At 75.1% G+C, this 16,508-nt stretch carries 17 protein-coding genes and 1 riboswitch; of the genes, 13 read left to right on the top strand and 4 right to left on the bottom strand.

Going from position 1 to position 16,508, the window contains the following annotated elements:
* The first annotated feature begins 572 nt into the window (after positions 1-572).
* Positions 573-1,652, top strand: a complete 1,080-nt coding sequence (locus OG618_RS20945) for a hypothetical protein (RefSeq protein ID WP_329489067.1) — start codon at positions 573-575, stop codon at positions 1,650-1,652.
* On the opposite strand, the gene OG618_RS20940 is transcribed toward OG618_RS20945, so the two are convergent.
* The 3 genes from OG618_RS20940 to OG618_RS20930 all read right to left on the bottom strand — a co-directional run bounded on the left by OG618_RS20940 (position 1,649) and on the right by OG618_RS20930 (position 3,857).
* Entirely contained in the window at positions 1,649-2,371 is a 723-nt protein-coding gene (locus OG618_RS20940; protein WP_329489066.1) for a class I SAM-dependent methyltransferase, read from the bottom strand. The two genes, OG618_RS20945 and OG618_RS20940, sit on opposite strands and share 4 nt — an antisense overlap.
* Before the next feature lie 98 nt (positions 2,372-2,469).
* Positions 2,470-3,183: a sensor domain-containing protein gene (locus OG618_RS20935; RefSeq protein ID WP_329489065.1), complete on the bottom strand. Its 714-nt coding sequence runs from the start codon at positions 3,181-3,183 to the stop codon at positions 2,470-2,472.
* A 101-nt stretch (positions 3,184-3,284) separates the two neighbouring features.
* Complete coding sequence (locus OG618_RS20930; RefSeq protein ID WP_329489063.1) at positions 3,285-3,857, bottom strand: GNAT family N-acetyltransferase; 573 nt, start codon at positions 3,855-3,857, stop codon at positions 3,285-3,287.
* 42 nt (positions 3,858-3,899) lie between these two features.
* On the opposite strand from OG618_RS20930, the gene OG618_RS20925 reads away from it, so the two are divergent.
* Complete coding sequence (locus tag OG618_RS20925; RefSeq protein WP_329489062.1) at positions 3,900-4,904, top strand: hypothetical protein; 1,005 nt, start codon at positions 3,900-3,902, stop codon at positions 4,902-4,904.
* A gap of 71 nt (positions 4,905-4,975) precedes the next feature.
* Here the strand turns inward: OG618_RS20925 and OG618_RS20920 are convergent, their stop codons facing one another.
* The gene (locus OG618_RS20920; protein WP_329489060.1) at positions 4,976-5,836 is read right to left on the bottom strand and encodes a M23 family metallopeptidase; all 861 of its coding nucleotides are present in this window, start codon (positions 5,834-5,836) and stop codon (positions 4,976-4,978) included.
* Between the two features lie 12 nt (positions 5,837-5,848).
* A riboswitch (cyclic di-AMP (ydaO/yuaA leader) is annotated at positions 5,849-6,007 on the bottom strand.
* A 244-nt stretch (positions 6,008-6,251) separates the two neighbouring features.
* Between OG618_RS20920 and OG618_RS20915 the strand changes: the two genes are divergently transcribed.
* The 11 genes from OG618_RS20915 to OG618_RS20865 all read left to right on the top strand — a co-directional run bounded on the left by OG618_RS20915 (position 6,252) and on the right by OG618_RS20865 (position 16,303).
* A complete protein-coding gene (locus tag OG618_RS20915) occupies positions 6,252-6,542 on the top strand; it encodes a YiaA/YiaB family inner membrane protein (RefSeq protein ID WP_329489059.1) in 291 nt (96 codons plus the stop codon).
* Positions 6,543-6,616: 74 nt separating this feature from the next.
* Positions 6,617-7,489, top strand: a complete 873-nt coding sequence (locus OG618_RS20910) for an alpha/beta fold hydrolase (protein ID WP_329489058.1) — start codon at positions 6,617-6,619, stop codon at positions 7,487-7,489.
* Between the two features lie 63 nt (positions 7,490-7,552).
* Positions 7,553-8,122 (top strand): TetR/AcrR family transcriptional regulator, encoded by a 570-nt coding sequence (locus OG618_RS20905; protein WP_329489057.1) that lies wholly within the window; start codon positions 7,553-7,555, stop codon positions 8,120-8,122.
* 243 nt (positions 8,123-8,365) lie between these two features.
* Positions 8,366-10,645 (top strand): SpoIIE family protein phosphatase, encoded by a 2,280-nt coding sequence (locus OG618_RS20900; protein WP_329489056.1) that lies wholly within the window; start codon positions 8,366-8,368, stop codon positions 10,643-10,645.
* A 161-nt stretch (positions 10,646-10,806) separates the two neighbouring features.
* On the top strand, positions 10,807-12,087 hold the full coding sequence (locus OG618_RS20895) for a sensor histidine kinase (RefSeq protein ID WP_329492194.1): 1,281 nt from the start codon (positions 10,807-10,809) through the stop codon (positions 12,085-12,087).
* Positions 12,071-12,484, top strand: coding sequence for a roadblock/LC7 domain-containing protein (locus OG618_RS20890; RefSeq protein ID WP_329489055.1), 414 nt, complete (start codon positions 12,071-12,073; stop codon positions 12,482-12,484). Before OG618_RS20895 ends, OG618_RS20890 begins: the two co-directional genes overlap by 17 nt.
* Positions 12,481-12,828 (top strand): DUF742 domain-containing protein, encoded by a 348-nt coding sequence (locus tag OG618_RS20885; RefSeq protein ID WP_329489053.1) that lies wholly within the window; start codon positions 12,481-12,483, stop codon positions 12,826-12,828. The genes OG618_RS20890 and OG618_RS20885 overlap by 4 nt, the downstream gene beginning before the upstream one ends.
* Positions 12,806-13,438 (top strand): GTP-binding protein, encoded by a 633-nt coding sequence (locus OG618_RS20880; protein ID WP_329489052.1) that lies wholly within the window; start codon positions 12,806-12,808, stop codon positions 13,436-13,438. The genes OG618_RS20885 and OG618_RS20880 overlap by 23 nt, the downstream gene beginning before the upstream one ends.
* Positions 13,435-14,931, top strand: coding sequence for a cytochrome P450 (locus tag OG618_RS20875; RefSeq protein ID WP_329489051.1), 1,497 nt, complete (start codon positions 13,435-13,437; stop codon positions 14,929-14,931). The genes OG618_RS20880 and OG618_RS20875 overlap by 4 nt, the downstream gene beginning before the upstream one ends.
* Entirely contained in the window at positions 14,895-16,001 is a 1,107-nt protein-coding gene (locus OG618_RS20870; protein WP_329489050.1) for a cytochrome P450 family protein, read from the top strand. Before OG618_RS20875 ends, OG618_RS20870 begins: the two co-directional genes overlap by 37 nt.
* A gap of 44 nt (positions 16,002-16,045) precedes the next feature.
* A complete protein-coding gene (locus OG618_RS20865; RefSeq protein ID WP_329489049.1) occupies positions 16,046-16,303 on the top strand; it encodes a hypothetical protein in 258 nt (85 codons plus the stop codon).
* Positions 16,304-16,508: the final 205 nt, after the last annotated feature.

Below are 16,508 nucleotides of genomic sequence, written 5' to 3'. Positions count from 1 at the left end.
GTCCTCCGGGCCTCTCGCATGTCCGGGATCCGGGCCCGCTCCCGGGGCGCCGGCTCCCCGCCGCTCCCGGGCCGGTTCGGAAGCGTTCCCGGAGCCGCACCGGAGCCGCACCGGAGCCGCACCGGAACCGGTGCGGCGGCCGCGAATAAATCCGTTGCCCCCGTTCCGAGGAGCTGCCTAAGCTGGCTGCACACTGAAGGGAGGTGATCCTGAATTGAGTTCCATCAGGATGCGTGAGGTGGCTGCTCGCTAGAGCCGCCCCTGCCTGCGCAGGACGAGGCCCCGTGCCTCCGGCAGGCGAATTCCAAGCAGTCACCCGGCCCGTGGGCTCACCGGAACATCCCCGGTGCCTCGCTGCAGCGAGGAGCAGCCCACGGGCTGTCTGCTGTTCCGGCACCGATCGGCCCGGACGGTGGCCCGGGGCGTTTGCCTCCCACCGCTCCGACGCTAGAGTCGGCGCGGGTTCCGGAGCGGAGCGGGGCGGCCACAGGGGGTAGGCGATGGCGAGGACGCGGCGGACCGGGGGCACGACGGCCCTGCGAACGGCACAACGGGGAGCGGCCGGAGCGCTGGTGGGGGTGGGGGCGCTCGGCCTGGTGCTGTTCTCCCTCGACCGGGCGCACAGCTGGCAGGCGCTGGGCGGCGGGCTGGTGGTGACCGGGGCCTCGGCGGTGCTCGGCGGCGCGCTCGGCTTCCTGTTCGGCGTGCCCCGGGCGCGCGGCGGCCCGGCCGGTGAGCCGCACGGCTCCTACGCCCCGAACACCAATCTGGAGCAGGTCTCCGACTGGCTGACCAAGGTGCTGCTCGGCGTCGGCCTGACCCAGCTCGGCTCGCTCGGCGAGCGGCTGCACCAGCTCGGCGCGGCGCTGGCCCCCGCGCTGGGCGGCGGCGAGGGCGCGGCCCCCTTCGCGGCCGCGCTCGTCCTCTACTTCCTCGTTCTCGGCTTCCTGACCGGCTGGCTGGTGACCCGGCTCGCCCTGCCCCGGGTGCTCTCCGGCGCCGACCAGGCGCTCGACCTCTTCCTGGCCGGCCAGGACCGCGACCTCCGGGGCGACAAGGTGGGCGCGGACGACCTGCGGGTCCGCGCGATGCAGCACCTGGGCCTGCTGGGCGGCAGCACCGGCCGGGCGGACGACCCGGCCCGCCTGCTGCCGTCGAACGCGACGACCGGGCCGGAGAGCGTGATGGCCGAGGTCCGGTCGACGGCCCGGCGCTCGGCGCTCACCGCGGACCGGGTCCGGGAGCTGTTCGCGGACGGCGCCGACGACCGGCGGATCCAGGCGCTCGCCCTGATGCAGGGCGATCCCGCGCTGGCCGACCTGACCAGCGTGCTGGAGGCGATCGAGCACCCGCGCTCCGGCTTCGAGCAGTACCACGCGCTGCTGGCCGCCCGGGGCCTGCTCTCCTGGCTGCCGGCCGCACAGGCGCAGCGGTTGCGGGACGCGGTGGCCGGCCGGCTGGTGGCGCCGGACGGCATCCCGTACGGCTCCGACCGGAGCTGGCTGGCGGAGAAGATCCTCTCCCGGCTGGAGTCACCGGCTCCGCTCCCCCCGCAGGTCACCCTCCCGCAGCAGTCCGGTCCGGTCGGCCCGCCGGCCGGGCAGTCGGCCGGCCCGCCCGAGACCGACCGGCCGGAGCGGCAGCCGGGCTAGCCGCCCCGGCGCCGGCGGTCGGCGGCCCGCAGGACGAGGACCCGGCCGAGTCGCCCCGCACCGGCCGGGAGTGGGCGGACCTCGCTGGCGATCCGGCGCTCGCCCAGCGCGCGGCGCAGCGCATCGAGGTGCCGGCAGCGCCGGCCCGCGGCGTCGTTCAGCGGGTGGACCCGGACCTCGCCGCCGGGGGCGGTCACCCGGACCAGCTCGGTCAGCGCGGCCAACTGCTGCTCGGGGCCGAAGAGTTCGGGGTAGACGAACAGCAGGAACCCGCTGAGGGTGAGCGCGAAGGTGTCGTCCGCGAACGGCAGCCGGGGCAGCGCGGCGGCCACGTACCGCTGCGGGTGGGCGGCGGCGTCCGCGGCGAACAGCCGGCGGGCCCGGTCCCAGCTGCGCAGGTAGCGGTCGGCCGGGCGGTGGTGGGACGCCGGGTACAGCTCGGGGCGGGCGGCCATCGCGGCCGCCATGGCGGCGCGGGCGGCCAGCGCGCGGGCCGCGAGCTCGGGGGCCGGCCAGGCGTACGCGGGATCGGTGGCGATCACCCGGCAGCCCAGCTCGCGTGCCTCGGCGGCGAGCCCGGCGGCGCCACCCGGGCAGTCGAGGACCGGCCCGGGGAGGGCCGCGAGCCCGGCCCGGGTCAGGTCGAACAGCGCGCAGTACTCGTCCAGCGGGCGGGAGGTGACCGGGACGTCGGCGGCGAGGTCGGTCGGGGCGGCCATGCGGTCATCGGACCACGGGCCGGCCCCGCCCGCACCCCGGAGCGTCCGGGGCGGGGCGGGGCCGGTGGGGCCGGGCGGTGGGGCGGCGGGTGGGCCGGTCAGCGGCCGAGCAGGGCCCGGGCGGCGAGCCGGTTGACGTTGGTCAGTCCGCGCACCAGCTGCGGGGTCAGGAAGACGAACACGAAGCCCAGCAGCGAGAGCCCGGCGATCTGCAGCGGCCCCTCGACGTAGTAGACGTGCTCGACGCCGTTGCCGTCGTAGTAGTCGAACACCCGGAAGCCCCGCCAGCCGACGTACTTCGGGTAGACCCAGTGGTAGAGCGGGTAGAGCGCCAGCGTCCAGCCGACCAGCAGGAACGTCAGCGACATCACGAAGCTGAAGAGCGCCCACGGGAGCATCACCACCTGGTAGAGCACGGCCTTCCAGCCCGCCGCGTCCACCAGCCGCGCGGTGATCGCGCCCCAGCTGCCCGGCCGGCGCACCCGGACCGGCTTCGGGCCGGGCACGTCCAGCGCCAGCATGCCGCGGACCCGGGCCCGCTCCAGCCGGCCGAAGCCCCGGGCCCCGGCGGTCAGAGCGGCCAGCACCGGCATGCCGAGCACGGTGACGAGAGTGCCGACACCGAAGGTGAACAGCGTGATGGCGAAGGCGAACCCGGCGAGGGCCACCGGCACCGCGGTGAGGGTGAAGCCGAGCTCCCGGTAGTAGTAGGACGAGAACGGCGCCCGCCAGGCGTACGGCGGCTCCTCGGTGCGCCGTACCGCGTCGTCGCGGTCGTCCTCGCTGCGCTGCGTGCTGAGGCTGCTGCTCATGGCCCTCGGGTCCTTCTCGGTGGCGTGCCGGGCTGACGTCACAACCCTGTCAAAGGCCGGGCCGGGCGGACATCCGGCTCCCCCGTGAAGCGGGCCGGGGGTTAACCCCCCACCCGGGGCCACTCGTGGGCGAGCAGCGAGTACTGGAAGGAGTCGCGCCAGCAGCCGCGCAGGTGCACGTCGTGCCGGATCCGGCCCTCCAGACGGAAGCCGGCCCGGATGAGCACCCGGACCGAGGCCGTGTTCTCCACGTCCACCCGGGCGACCAGCCGGTGCAGCCCGAGCGGGCCGAAGGCGAAGTCGCAGAGCAGCCCGGTGATCTCGCCCGCGTAGCCGTTGCCCCAGGTGTCCGGGCGCAGCGCGTAGCCGAGGTCGGCGCTGCGGTGGCCGCCGAGCGTGAGGGCGGCGTTGCCGATCGGGACGGCCCGGGACGGGGCGTCCGCGTCGGCGCGGCGGGTGACGGCCAGCCGGTAGACCGTCCGCTCGTCCTGCTGCGCCTCCTCCAGGTACTGCTCGATCTGGTCGGCGCAGTCCTCGCGGTCACGCGGCTCGAACGGGAGGTAGCGGGTGGCCTCCCGGTCGCCGAACACCGCGTACAGGGCGTCGACGTCGGCGGCGCTGTGGTGGAACTCGCGGATGGCCAGGCGGGGGCCGGTGAGTCGGACGGGGACCATGCCTGCCGACCCTACCCGGGCTTTCCGGTTACCTTACGTGACATGGAAGAAGAAGACCTGCGGCTCGCCCCGCGCACCAAAGCCGCCGAACTGCTCGCCTGGGCGCAGGCGCACGGCCACCCGCCGGTGGCCGAGGCGCCGGTGCGGGCGGTGCTGGCGCTGCTGGAGCTGGGTGAGGGCAGGATGCGTGACGGCTGGCCGGAGCTGACCTCGGACGCCGTGGAACAACTGCTGTACGAGCGGCTCTACCTGTACGTCCAGCCCGAGCCGGAGCAGGACCCGCTGGCGTACGGCGCCGCGGTGCGGCTGCTGATCGACCACCAGCGGGCGGCGAAGCGGCTGAACGCCAAGCGGCAGGAGCGGCTGCACGCGGAGGCCGAGTGGCAGGGCGAGGTGGCCGCCGGGCTGCTGCGCCGCGCCGACCTGGTGACCTGGCCCCGGCTGTACACGCTGCTGCTGCGCGCGGACGGGGTGGACCCGGCCGACGGGGCGGCGGTCCGGGCCTGGCTGGAGGCGTTCCGGGAGCTGGCGCCGGAGGACCGGGCGGCCGCCTACGAGCGGCTGGAGGCGGCGGGCGCGCTGGACCCGGTGGACGACGGGGGCTGGGACGGCGCCCGGCCGCTCAGCGTCGGGATGGCCACCGACGGTGCCCGGCGGCTGCTGGAGCAGGGGCTGATGCGGCGCAGCTACCGCAACCTGGAGGAGCTCACCGCGCAGGGCCGGCCGATGCCCGACGAGCTGGCCGGGGACTTCGGGGCGTTCGAGGAGGCCGCCGTCGAGGCCGCGCTGGACCTCTTCGGCGAGTGGACGGTGCCGGGGCTGCCGCGGCTGCTGGTGGAGGAGTTCCCGGAGCTGGCCCCGGAGCCGGGCCAGGAGGAGATCGACGCGTACCTGGCGCAGCTGCCCGGGGCACCCGGCGAGGCGGAGGAGGCCGGGGAGTACGGGGACGACGAGTACGGGGACGAGGACGGCTACGCGCCCGGGGACGGGCACGTGCACGGGTCCGCCGACCGGCCGGACGGGGCCGACGCGGCCGCCGGGGCCTGAGACGCCGCGGTGCCCCGGCCGTCGTGACGACGGCCGGGGCACCGCGGCGGGCTGTCAGAAGGTGACGCCGGTCAGGGGGTCACGCCGCGCTGCTCGAACCAGCTCTCCGGGTCGACCGGGGCACCGCCGCCGGGGCGGACCTCCAGGTGCAGGTGCGGGCCGGTGACGTTGCCGGTGGCCCCCACCTTGCCGAGCTGCTGGCCGGGGACGACCTTGCCGGAGCCCTTGATGATCGAGGAGAGGTGGCAGTACCAGATCTCGGTGCCGTCGGGCAGCGTCTCGACGATCCGGTAGCCGTACGACCCGGCCCAGCCGGCCGAGGTGATGGTGCCCTGGCCGACCGCGTAGACCGGGGTGCCGGTGTCGGCGGCGAAGTCCAGGCCGGTGTGCAGGTGGGCCCAGTAGGAGGCGCTCTGGCCGTAGTGGGCCGAGAGGTGGTAGTCGCGCACCGGCAGCTCGATGGCGGCGAGCTTGGCCTTCTCGGCCTCCTCCGCGGCCCGCTTGGCCTCCTGCTGCTGGGCCGCGCGCTTGACCTCGGCCTCCTTGGCGGCCTGCAGGCGGGCGCCCTCCTCGGCGGCGGTGCGCTGGCTGTCGGCCTGCTGCTGGATCCGGGCGGCGAGCGCGAGGCCCGGGTCCGCGGCGAGCGCGACCGGGGTCTCGTCCGGGACCTCGACGGCGGGGGCGGCGGCCGGGGTGGCGGAGGCGAAGCCGGTCGCACCGAGGGTGGCGGCCACGGCGGTGACGCCGAGCAGCGGGGCGGTGCCGCGGGTCTGACGGGGCATCCGGTGCCGGTTGCTGTCGGGGGCCTGCGGCCCGGTCTCGACGCCGGACCCGCCGAACTCGCCCGGGTGGGCGGGCGGCCAGGGGTGGTCGAGCAGCTGGGTGCCGGCGGGGGAGCCGGGCAGGTGTGCCGGAGAGTGCGACGACGCCACGGAGGCGCGCTCCTTTCCTTCCTTCGCGCCTACCGGGTTAGCTGACGGGTTCGGAGCAGGAAGGTCTCCTACGGCTGGGCCTGGGCCCGGCCGATTCACCCCAAGGAACATGGTTCCCCGGCTCCCTGGCCTGCCCGGAGGCCGGCCGGCGGGATTAGGCGACGGCGCACGGTGCCGTCTGGGTACGGCGTTACGAACCGCGCTGCGTTATCAAACGTTAATCCTAGGAGCCTCTGATTCCAAGCCGTCCGTTCGGGACAGCCGGATACTACCCGGACGGTACGTGACCTGATGGGCGATTTGGGCGGATCGACGGCAACTGACACTACCGAACGTGAGGGGACGTCAACGAACGGTCCCCCACTTGAGTACTCCTACTCATGTGCGGCGCTCCCGGCGCGGCGATCCTGGCGCCATGAACGCACCGATGCAGTCACGCACCACGGCCGCGTACCACCTCCAGGCCGTCCTCTCCTTCGCCCTCTCCGGCGGCGCCCTCGCCGTCGGCATCGCCTATCTGCCGGTCGGCGGCTGGACCCGCGCCTTCCTCGCGGTCGGCCTGCTCTACACCGTCACCTCCGCCTTCACCCTGGCCAAAGTGATCCGGGACCGGCAGGAGACCAACGAGATCGTCACCCGGGTGGACCAGGCGCGGCTGGAGAAGCTGCTCGCCGAGCACGACCCGTTCAAGGTGGAGGGGGTCTGAGCCGCGGCACCGGGGCCACCCCGGGGGTCCGGCCGGTCAAGGGGTTGACGGCTAAGGCTATTAGCCTTAGCTTTATGGCTATCGGTGCAACGCCGACAGCCCCGCGGACCGAGGAGGCCCACATGCCCGGCACCTTCACCCCCAGCACCCAGTACCTCGACGTCCCCGGCGGCCGGCTGGCCTTCGACGACACCGAGCAGGGCGACGGCACCCCCCTCGTCCTGCTCCCCGGGATGCTCGACAGCCGTGCCGCGTACCGGCACCTGCGCCCGCTGCTGGTGGCCGCGGGCCACCGGGTGATCACCCTGGACCTGCGCGGCTTCGGCGAGTCCTCGATCGCCTGGGACGACTACACGCCGGCCGCGATCGCCACCGACGTCCTGGCCCTGCTGGACCACCTCGGCATCGACCGCGCCACGCTGCTCGGCAACTCCTACGCCGGTGCGACGGTGGTCAAGGTGGCCGGGGACGCGCCGGAGCGGGTGGCCGGGATCGTCCTGGTGGACGCCTTCGTCGAGAACCCGCCGAACGCGCTGCAGCGCGCGATGTTCGGCGCGATGGGCGTCCTGCTGGTGCACTCGCCCGCGTTCTGGGGCCTCTACCACCGCAAGATGGCGTACCCCGGTCCCAAGCCGGCCGACTTCGACGCCTACGTGGACGGACTGGTCGCCGCGATGCGCACGCCGGGCCGCAAGCAGGCCACCCGGGGCTACGTGCGCGGGGACTCCGCGCCGAACGGCTGGACCGCCGCCGTGAGCTGCCCGGCGCTGGTCGTGATGGGCACCAAGGACCCCGACTTCCCCGACCCCGAGCTGGTCGCCGACCGGCAGGCCGCCGCGCTGAACGGCCGCAAGGTGATGATCGAGGGCTCCGGGCACTACCCGATGGCCGACCGGCCGCAGGCCACCGCCGACGCCCTGCTGCCCTTCCTCGCCGAGCTGGCCTGAGCCCGCCCTTCCGCGCCGCGCCGGCCCGAGCCCGCCCGCTACCTCGCCCACGGAGACCGCACCATGCCCCGAGTCGGACTGACCCCCGAGCAGGTCGTCGACCACGCCCTCGCCCTCATCGACGAACAGGGCCCCGAGGCCCTCACCCTGGCCGCCGTCGCCGGACGGGCCCGGGTGGCCACCCCCTCGCTGTACAAGCACGTCAGCGGCGGACTCGCCGAGCTGCGCCGGCTGATCGCCGTCCGGGTCACCGAGGAACTCGCCGACCGGCTCGCCGAGGCCGCCCTCGGCCGCGGCGGGGACGACGCCGTCGCCGCCGTCCTGCGGGCCTACCACGGCTACGCCACCGAGTACCCGCACCGGTACACCGCGCTGCCGCAGGCCCCGCAGCCGGACGACGACCTGACCAGGGCGGGCGGCCGGCTGGTCGGGGTGATCCTCGCGGTGCTCCGCGGCTACGGGCTGGAGGGCTCCGAGGCCGTCCACGCCGCCCGGACCGTCCGCTCGGTCGCCCACGGCTTCGCCTCGCTGTCGATCGGCGGCGGGTTCCAGCTCGCCGAGAACCTCTCCGACACCCAGGACCGCCTGATCACCCTCCTCACCGGCGGCCTCCGGAACTGGCCCGGGGCCTGAGCCCCGCCCCCACCGCGCGCCCGGGCTCCGTGAGTTCCCCCGGCCGGGCGCCGCACCCGGCGCACCCCGCGCGGCGGGCCGGCCGGACCACGGCGGACCACCCGGTCGGAGCGGCCGGGCAGGGCACGACCGGCGTCCGCTCCCCGGCACCGGTGCGCCGTCCGGGTCACCCTTCACCGGCATCGGAAATGAGGTATGAAGAATTGGGTGCCCGACAAGGCGACGGAAAGGCCGGGAAATCCCATGGACCTGACCTCACCGTGGCTTCCCCCCTCCGAGGACGAGAGCCGGGCCCCGCGCAGCAGCCCCACCGCGCGCAGCGCGATGCGCTGTGTCCGGTTACTGCTCGGCTGCACCACCGCCGCCGAACTCCTCGGGACCGTGCTCGCCGAGGGCCCGGGCTGGATCACCGGTGAGGGCTCCGCGCTCTACCTGCTGGACAGCGCCGGAATGCTCCGGCTCACCGCCTCGCACGGCCTGCCCGACTGGGTCCACGAGCGCTACGGCGTCATCGATCCGGCGAGCGAGCTGCCCGCCGCGACGGCCCTGCGACTGCGCCGCCCGTACCTGCTCAGTCCGGAGCGCACCAGCGTCGACTATCCCAACCGCAATGCCGGTATGGGCACCGGAATGGTCGCGCTGATCGCCCTGCCGATGATCGTCGACGAACGGCCGATCGGCGTGCTCGCCCTCGCCCTCGCCCACCGGGGCACCGTCCCCCGCCGCGATCTGGACGTGCTGGAGACGCTCGGCGACGCCTGCGCCCACCGGCTCGCCCATCTGCTCGACAGCGCGCGGGCGGGGGCCCGCCCGGCCGGGACGGCCCACCCGGGGCCCGGCGGCGAGGCCGGTACGGACGGGCGGTCCGCCGCACTGGCCCACCCGATGCTCTCGCTCGCCGTCCGGTCCGCCGGGCACGGCGCCTTCGAGCGCGATCTGGTGACCGGCGAGACCTTCTGGGACGCCACCGCCTACCGTGTGGTCGACCGCCCCGTGCCGCCCGACGGCCCGCCCACCGCACCCGACCTGGACGGGCTGGTCCACCCCGAGGACCTCCCGGACGTCCAGGCCGCCCTCGCCGAGGCACTCGCCACCGGCGGCCCGTACCGGATCGAGTACCGGGTGCCGCGCCGCGACGGCGGTGTGATCCGGATCGAGGAGACCGGTGAGGTGATGCTGGACGTGCACCGCCGGCCGGTCCGGGTCGCCGGGCTGCTGGCCGACCGGGACCGCGCGGGCGCCCCCGCGGAGGAGGCGGCCGGCGGCGGAGGGGGCGGCGGCGCCCCGGCGGCCGGCGCCCGCTCGGCGCTGCTGCTGGCGCTCACCCGCGCGCTGTCCCGCGCGGTCACCGTCCGGGACGTGACCACCGCGGTGACCGACGTGGCCCGGCCGGCGTTCGGCGCCGCCAGCATCGTGCTCGACCTGGTCGACGAGGGCCGGCTGCTGCCCGTCTCGCACACCGTGTACGGCGGCCCGCGCCGGACCGAGCTGACCCGGCTGGCCGACCTCTCCGAGGGCGTGATGCAGCACTCGCTGGCCCGCTCCGCCCCGCTGTTCAGCGAGCCCGCCACCACCCGGCCGGGCGGCGGCGGGCCACTGACCCCGGCGTCCTGGGCGGTGCTGCCGCTGGTCGCCTCCGGGCGACAGGTCGGCTCCTGCCTGATCACCTTCTCCACCGAACGGGTCTTCGGCCGCGAGGACCGCACCCTCTACTCCGCCTTCGCCGGCATCCTGGCGCAGTCCCTGGAGCGCGCCCGGCTCTACGACACCCACCACCACCGGGCCACCGAGCTGCAGCGCGCCATGCTGCCGCGCACCCTGCCCCGGCTGCCCGGGATCGCCAGCGCCGCGCGCTACCTGCCCAGCACCGAGGGCATGCAGATCGGCGGCGACTGGTACGACCTGCTGCGGCTGCCGGACGGCCGGATCGGCCTGGTGATCGGCGACGTCCAGGGCCACAACGCCGAGGCCACCGCCGTGATGGGCCAGCTGCGCAGCGGTCTGCGCGCGTACGCCACCGACGGCCACGACCCGGCCGCCACCCTGGCCCGGACCAGCCGGCTGCTGTCCGAACTCGACACCGACCTCTTCGCCACCTGCCTCTACCTCACCCTCGACCCCGCCGACGGGACGGTCCGGGCGGCCCGGGCCGGTCACCCCTCGCCGGTCCGGATCGCGCCGGACGCCGCGGCCGTCGAACTGGACCTGCCGGGCGGCCCGCCGCTGGGCGTGGACCCGGGGCAGCCGTACCACTTGACGGTCGGGCACCTGGCGGTCGGCGAGACGCTGCTGGTCTACACGGACGGGCTGGTCGAGGACCGCGAGGAGGACTACGACGAGTCGGTGCAGCGGATGCTCGGCGGGCTGGAACTGTGGGCCCGGCAGGCCGGTCCGGTCCGGCTCGGCCCGGCCGCCGCCCTGGAGCGCCTCGCCGATCTGCTCACCCTCAACGTGACCGAGCGCCGCTCCCGGCCGGACGACGTCGCTCTGCTGTTGCTGCACCGGAGTTCGCCGGTTCAGTGAGCCTCCGACGGGGCCGGGGGAGCGGCCCCGGGCGGGGCGCGGCCGGGCCGGAAGCAGGTCGGATTGACGTCGTATGGACGGGATATTGACGAGATCCGGTCACTTGGCGAGATCCGTTCACACCTTCGTAGGATCATCACCCTAGAATTCGCGGCGTGACGATGACTCAGTGGTGTGCAACGGCAACCGGCGTTCTCGCCGCCCTCGCCCTCGTGGCCGCCGCCCGCTACCGCGCCGTCTCCGTCACCCAGCGCCGCCGGGCCGACCGGCAGCAGCGCGAGAACGCCCGCCTCCAGGACCAGCTCGCCGTCGAACTCGCCCGCCGGGGCAGCGAACTGGCGGCCGTCCAGCAGGAGCAGGAACTCAACGCCTCCACCCAGCGGGCCTTCCTCAGCGTGGCCCGCCGGATCCTCGTGATGGCCCACGACCAGCAGGCCCTGCTCGACGAGATGGAGCGCACCCACGACGACCCGGCGCTGCTGGAGGGCCTGCTCAAGGCCGACCACGCCGCCGCCCAACAGGCCCGCCTCGCCCAGACCCTGGCCGTCCTGTGCGGCGCCCGGGCCGGGCGGCACTGGCCCGAACCGGTCTCGCTGGAGGACGTGGTGCGCGGTGCCCAGTCGCGCATCCTGCCCTTCCAGCGGGTGGTGGTCCGCAGCCGGATCGAGACCGCCGTGGTCGGCGCCGCCGCCGAGGCGCTCATCCACGCCGTGGCCGAGCTGCTGGACAACGCCACCCGCTACTCACCGCCCAGCACCCAGGTGTTCGTGACGCTGATGCCCGTCCACAACGGCGCCGTCGTCGAGATCGACGACGGCGGCGTCGGGATGCCCGAGCCGGCCGTCGCCAAGGCGGCCTCGGCGCTGGCCGGCGGCACCTCGCTGGAGGTGTCCCGCCTCGGCGAGGTGCCGCAGCTGGGCCTGGCCGCGGTCGGCCGGCTCGCCGAGCAGTACGGGTTCCGGGTCACCCTCAGTTCGGCGCCCTCCCCGTACGGCGGGGTCCGGGTCGTGGTGCTGCTGCCGAACGCGCTGCTCACCGAGCCGCTCCCGCCGACCGTCCCGGGCCTCGGCCCCGACGACCCGGCGTTCCCGGCCGACCCCCACCGGAACCCGGCCTCCCCCTACCCGGGCGGACATCCGCGGACCACCGCACACCCCCTGGTGGAGACCCCGCCGGCCGGCCCCGCCGCTCCGCCGCCGCTTCCCCGCCGGAGCCACCGGCGCGACCGCTCCAACCGCCACGCCTCGCCGGCCGCTCCCCCGCCGGCGCCCGCCCCGCCCTACCGGTCGGCGCAGGATGCCCGGGCGTTCATGGCGATGTTCCAGGCCGGCACCGCCGACGGCCGGTCGGCCGCCCGGACGCAGGCCCAGCCCCACCGTTCCCTGCCCGCTTCCCCCCAGCTCCCCCAGCGCTTCGGAGAGTTCCATGACCACCACCCCTGATCTCGGCTGGCTGCTCGCCGACATCATCTCCGTCCCCGAGGTCCAGCACGCCGTCGTGGTGTCCAACGACGGCCTGGAGATCGGCCGCAGCGCGGGCATCCTGCGCGAGGACGCCGAGCGGCTCGCCGCCGCCTGCTCGGGCCTGCAGTCGCTGGCCCGCGGCGTCGCCCAGGGCTTCGGCGGCCACGGCAGCGCCACCCGCCAGATCGTCATCGAGTACGGCGGCGGCTACCTCTTCGTGGTCGCCGCCGGGGCCGGGGCCCACCTGGCCGTGGTGACCGGCGAGGCGGTCGACGCCGGCCTGGTCGCCTACCAGATGCAGGTCCTCGTCGAGCGGATCGGCAGCCACCTCACCAGCCCGCCGCGCGTCGATCACGCGGCGGGGGGCCGGCGGTGAACGGGCCGGTCCGGCCCTATGTGATCACCGGCGGCCGCAGCCGGCCCACCCGGTCCGCGCTCGCCGTCGAGAGCCTGGTCAGCGCCTTACCCGACCGGCCCGACCTCCCCGAGGACGCCCTGCTCAACCGCGAGCACCAGCGCATCCTGGACCTCTGCCGCAGCCTGCTGTCGGTCGCCGAGGTGGCCGCCTACCTCGGGCTGCCGCTCGGCGTCGTCAAGGTGCTGGTCGGCGACCTCTGGGACCTCGGCGCCGTCCAGGTGCTCCCGCCCGTCCCGCAGGCCGAACGCCTGCCCGCAACCCTCCTGGAAGAGGTGCTCGTTGGCCTCCGCCAACTCCGCTGACCCGCGCACCGCCGAGCCCTCGGCGCCGGAGCCCCAGTACCTGCCGCCGTCCGTCCAGGGCGCCGTGAAGATCCTGGTCACCGGCCCGTTCGGGGTCGGCAAGACCACCCTGGTCGGCGCACTGAGCGAGATCACGCCGCTGCGCACCGAGGAGACCATGACGGCCGCCAGCAGCGGCATCGACGACCTCACCGGGCGGCCGGGCAAGACCACCACCACGGTCGCGCTGGACTTCGGCCGGATCACGCTCAACCCCCGGCTCGCCCTCTACCTCTTCGGCACCCCCGGGCAGCAGCGGTTCTGGCCGCTCTGGGACGACCTGTCGCGCGGCGCGCTCGGCGCCATCGCGATGGTCGACCTGCGCCGCCCGGACGAGAGCTTCGACGTGCTCGGCCGGCTGGAGGAGCAGCGGATCCCGTTCGCGGTCGCCGTCAACACCTTCCCGGACACCCCGAGTTACCCCGAGGAGGAGCTGCGCTCCGCCCTCGACCTGCTGCCCGACGTACCGATCCTGTACTGCGACGCCCGGGACCGCCGGGCCGCGTACGACCTGCTGATCGACTTCGTCGACCATCTGCACTCCACCGCCGTACTGGAGCTCCAGCGATGACGACCCCCGACCCGGGCACGGCCGTTCCGCCGTCCGCCGGGCAGCTGTCCGCACCCCCCGGCTGCCCGGCGCACGCGGCCGGGACCCTGCCCGCCGGGGTGCCGCTGCCCCGGCTGTACGGCGCCGCCGTCGCCGACGACCCGCACGGCCTGTACGCCCGGCTGCGGGCCCAGTACGGCCCGGTCGCGCCGATCGAGCTGGAGCCGGGGGTCGAGGCCTGGCTCGTGCTCGGCTACCCCGAACTGCTCGAACTCACCCGCAACGAGGCGCTGTTCTCCAAGGACTCGCGCCGCTGGAGGGTCCCGGCCGAGGGCCGGCTGGCCGCCGACTCCCGGCTGCTGCCGATGACCGCCTGGCGTCCCACCCTGCTCAACCTGGACGGCGCCGAGCACCAGCGGCTGCGCGCCGCCGTCGCCGACACGCTGGCCGAGATCGACCACCGCCAGCTGCGCGAGACCACCGAGGCCGCCGCCGACGCCCTGATCGACAGCTGGGGCCCGGACGGCACCGCCGACCTGATCGCGCAGTACGCCCGTCGGCTGCCACTGCTGGTCTTCACCCAGCTGATCGGACTGCCCGCCGAGGCCGGACCGCACCTGGTCGGGCTGATCAGCCACTTCGTCGACAGCAGCAAGGACTCCGTGCGCGCCAGCGCGGAGTTCCAGGCGATCCTGGTCGACCTCGTCCGGCGCCGCCGCGCCACGCCCGGGGCCGACCTCACCTCCTGGCTGCTGGCCCACCCGGCCGCGCTCAGCGACGAGGAGGCGGTGCACCACCTGGTGGTGATGATGGTCGCGGGCAACGAGACCACCATCAACTGGACCGGCAACACCCTGCGGCTGCTGCTCACCGACCGCCGGTTCCGGGCCACCCTGACCGGCGGCCGGCTCACCGTCTCCGACGCGCTGGAGGAGGTGCTCTGGCGCGACCCGCCGACGCAGAACTTCCCCGGCCGGTGGGCGACCGGCGACACCGTCCTCGGCGGCCAGTACATCAGCGCCGGCGACATGCTCGTGCTCGGCCTGGCCGCGGCCAACGCCGACCCGGCCGCCCAGGGCGCCTCGGCCGCCGCGCACGGCTCGCTCGGCGGCAACCGGGCGCACCTGGCCTGGGGAGCCGGCAAGCACGTCTGCCCGGCCCAGCACCCGGCCCGGATCATCGTCGAGACCGCCGTCGAGACCCTGCTGCATCGCCTTCCCGATCTCCAACTGGCCGTACCACCCAGCGAGTTGGCCTGGCGCCCGTCGCCCTGGTCACGCGCCCTGGTCAGCCTGCCGGTGCTCTACAGCGCCTTCACCCCGCCCCGCCCGCCAGCCCCCGAGAGGCCGTCATGGACACCGCCGCCCCTGAGCTCGACCGACCCGGCCACCGACCCGAGCCCATCCGGCTCGACCCCTTCGGACGGGACCAGCACGGAGAGAACGCCCGGCTCCGGGAGGCCGGCCCGGCGGTCCTGGTGGAACTCCCTGGCGGGGTGGTGGTCTGGGCGATAGCCCGGCACGACACCCTCCAGGAGCTGCTCGCCGACCCCCGGGTGGGCAAGAACCCGCAGCTCTGGACCGCCTTCACCGAGGGCCGGCTGCCCGAGGGATGGCCGCTGCTGAACTTCGTCACCGTGCCGGGCATGATCACCGTGGACGGCGAGGACCACCGGCGGCTGCGCGGCCTGGTCACCCAGGCCTTCACGCCGCGCCGGGTCGCCGAACTGCGGCCCGCCATCGAGTCCCGCACACGGGCGCTGCTCGACGACCTCGCCGGGCTGGAGGGCCCGTTCGACCTGCGCGAGCACTTCGCCTACCCGCTGCCGATGCAGGTCATCGGCGAACTGCTGGGCCTGCCGCCCAAGCAGCAGGACGAACTGCACGAGCTCTCCGACACCCTGGTCTCCAGCTCCGCCACCCCGGCCGCCGCGATCGCCGCCCAGCGGGGGCTCCAGGCGCTGCTCGCCTCCGTGGTCGAGGCCAAGCGCGCCGAACCCGGCGACGACCTGACCACCGACCTGATCGCCGCCCGCGAGTCCGGGGACCGGCTCAGCGAGCAGGAGCTCGTTGGCACGCTGCTGCTGATGCTGGTGGCCGGGCACGAGACCACCCTCAACCTGATCACCAACGCCGTCCGCGCCCTGCTCTCGCACCCCGAGCAGCTGCGGCTGGTGCTCGACGGGGAGCAGCCGTGGTCCGCGGTGGTCGAGGAGACGCTGCGGTACGACTCGCCGGTCGGGCAGTTCCCGCTGCGGTACGCGACCGAGGACATCCCGGTGGGCGACGTGGTGATCCGGCGTGGCGAGGCGCTGCTCGCCTCATACGCGTCCGCCGGCCGGGACGCCGCGCACTACCCGGACGCCGACCGCTTCGACATCACCCGGCAGCCGAACCGGCATCTGTCGCTCGGCCACGGCCCGCACTTCTGCCTCGGCTCCGGACTCGCCCGGATGGAGGCGGAGACCGCGCTGCGGTACCTGTTCGACCGCTTCCCGGGGATCGCCCTGGCCGAGGGGCCCGCGCCGGAGCCGATCGGGTCGTTCATCAGCAACAGCGTGCGGACGCTGCGGGTGACGGTCTGACGCCGCCGCGGTGACCTGAGGGCGGCCGGGTCGTTGGGGGTTCCATGAAGAAACTCGCCACCCTGGCCGCCCTCACCATGGCAGGCCTCGCCCTGGCCGCCCCGGCCGCGTCGGCCACGACCTCCACCGCCACGTCGCCGGACGCCCTGGACGGGCTCTCCAGCGGCCTCAACCTCTCCCCGGGCGACCTCGCCCTGAAGGAGGCCGGCAAGCTCCCGCTGGTCGGTCACGCCGCGCAGGAGGTGGAGGCGATCGGCACCAACCAGTTGACCCACCCGGGCCTCAGCGGGCAGATCGGCTGAGCGGTCCGGCGCGGGGACCCGGCGGTCCGGGAGCTCCCCTGTGGCTCCCGGGCCCCGTGGTCTCCCGGCTCTCCCGGCTCTCCCGGCTCTCCCGGCTCTCCCAGCTCTCCTTCCGAAGCGGCCGCCACCGCTGCGCGCCGCTCGGGGCGCACAGCGGTCGGCGTCCGTCGCCGACTTCGCGGTCGGGTCCGGACGCCGGCTCCGG

The sequence above is a fragment of the Kitasatospora sp. NBC_01246 genome (assembly GCF_036226505.1).
In the GTDB taxonomy this organism is placed as follows: Bacteria; Actinomycetota; Actinomycetes; order Streptomycetales; family Streptomycetaceae; genus Kitasatospora.
Note: the sequence above shows the minus strand (reverse complement) of the source record. Positions and strands in the feature narration are given on the sequence as shown.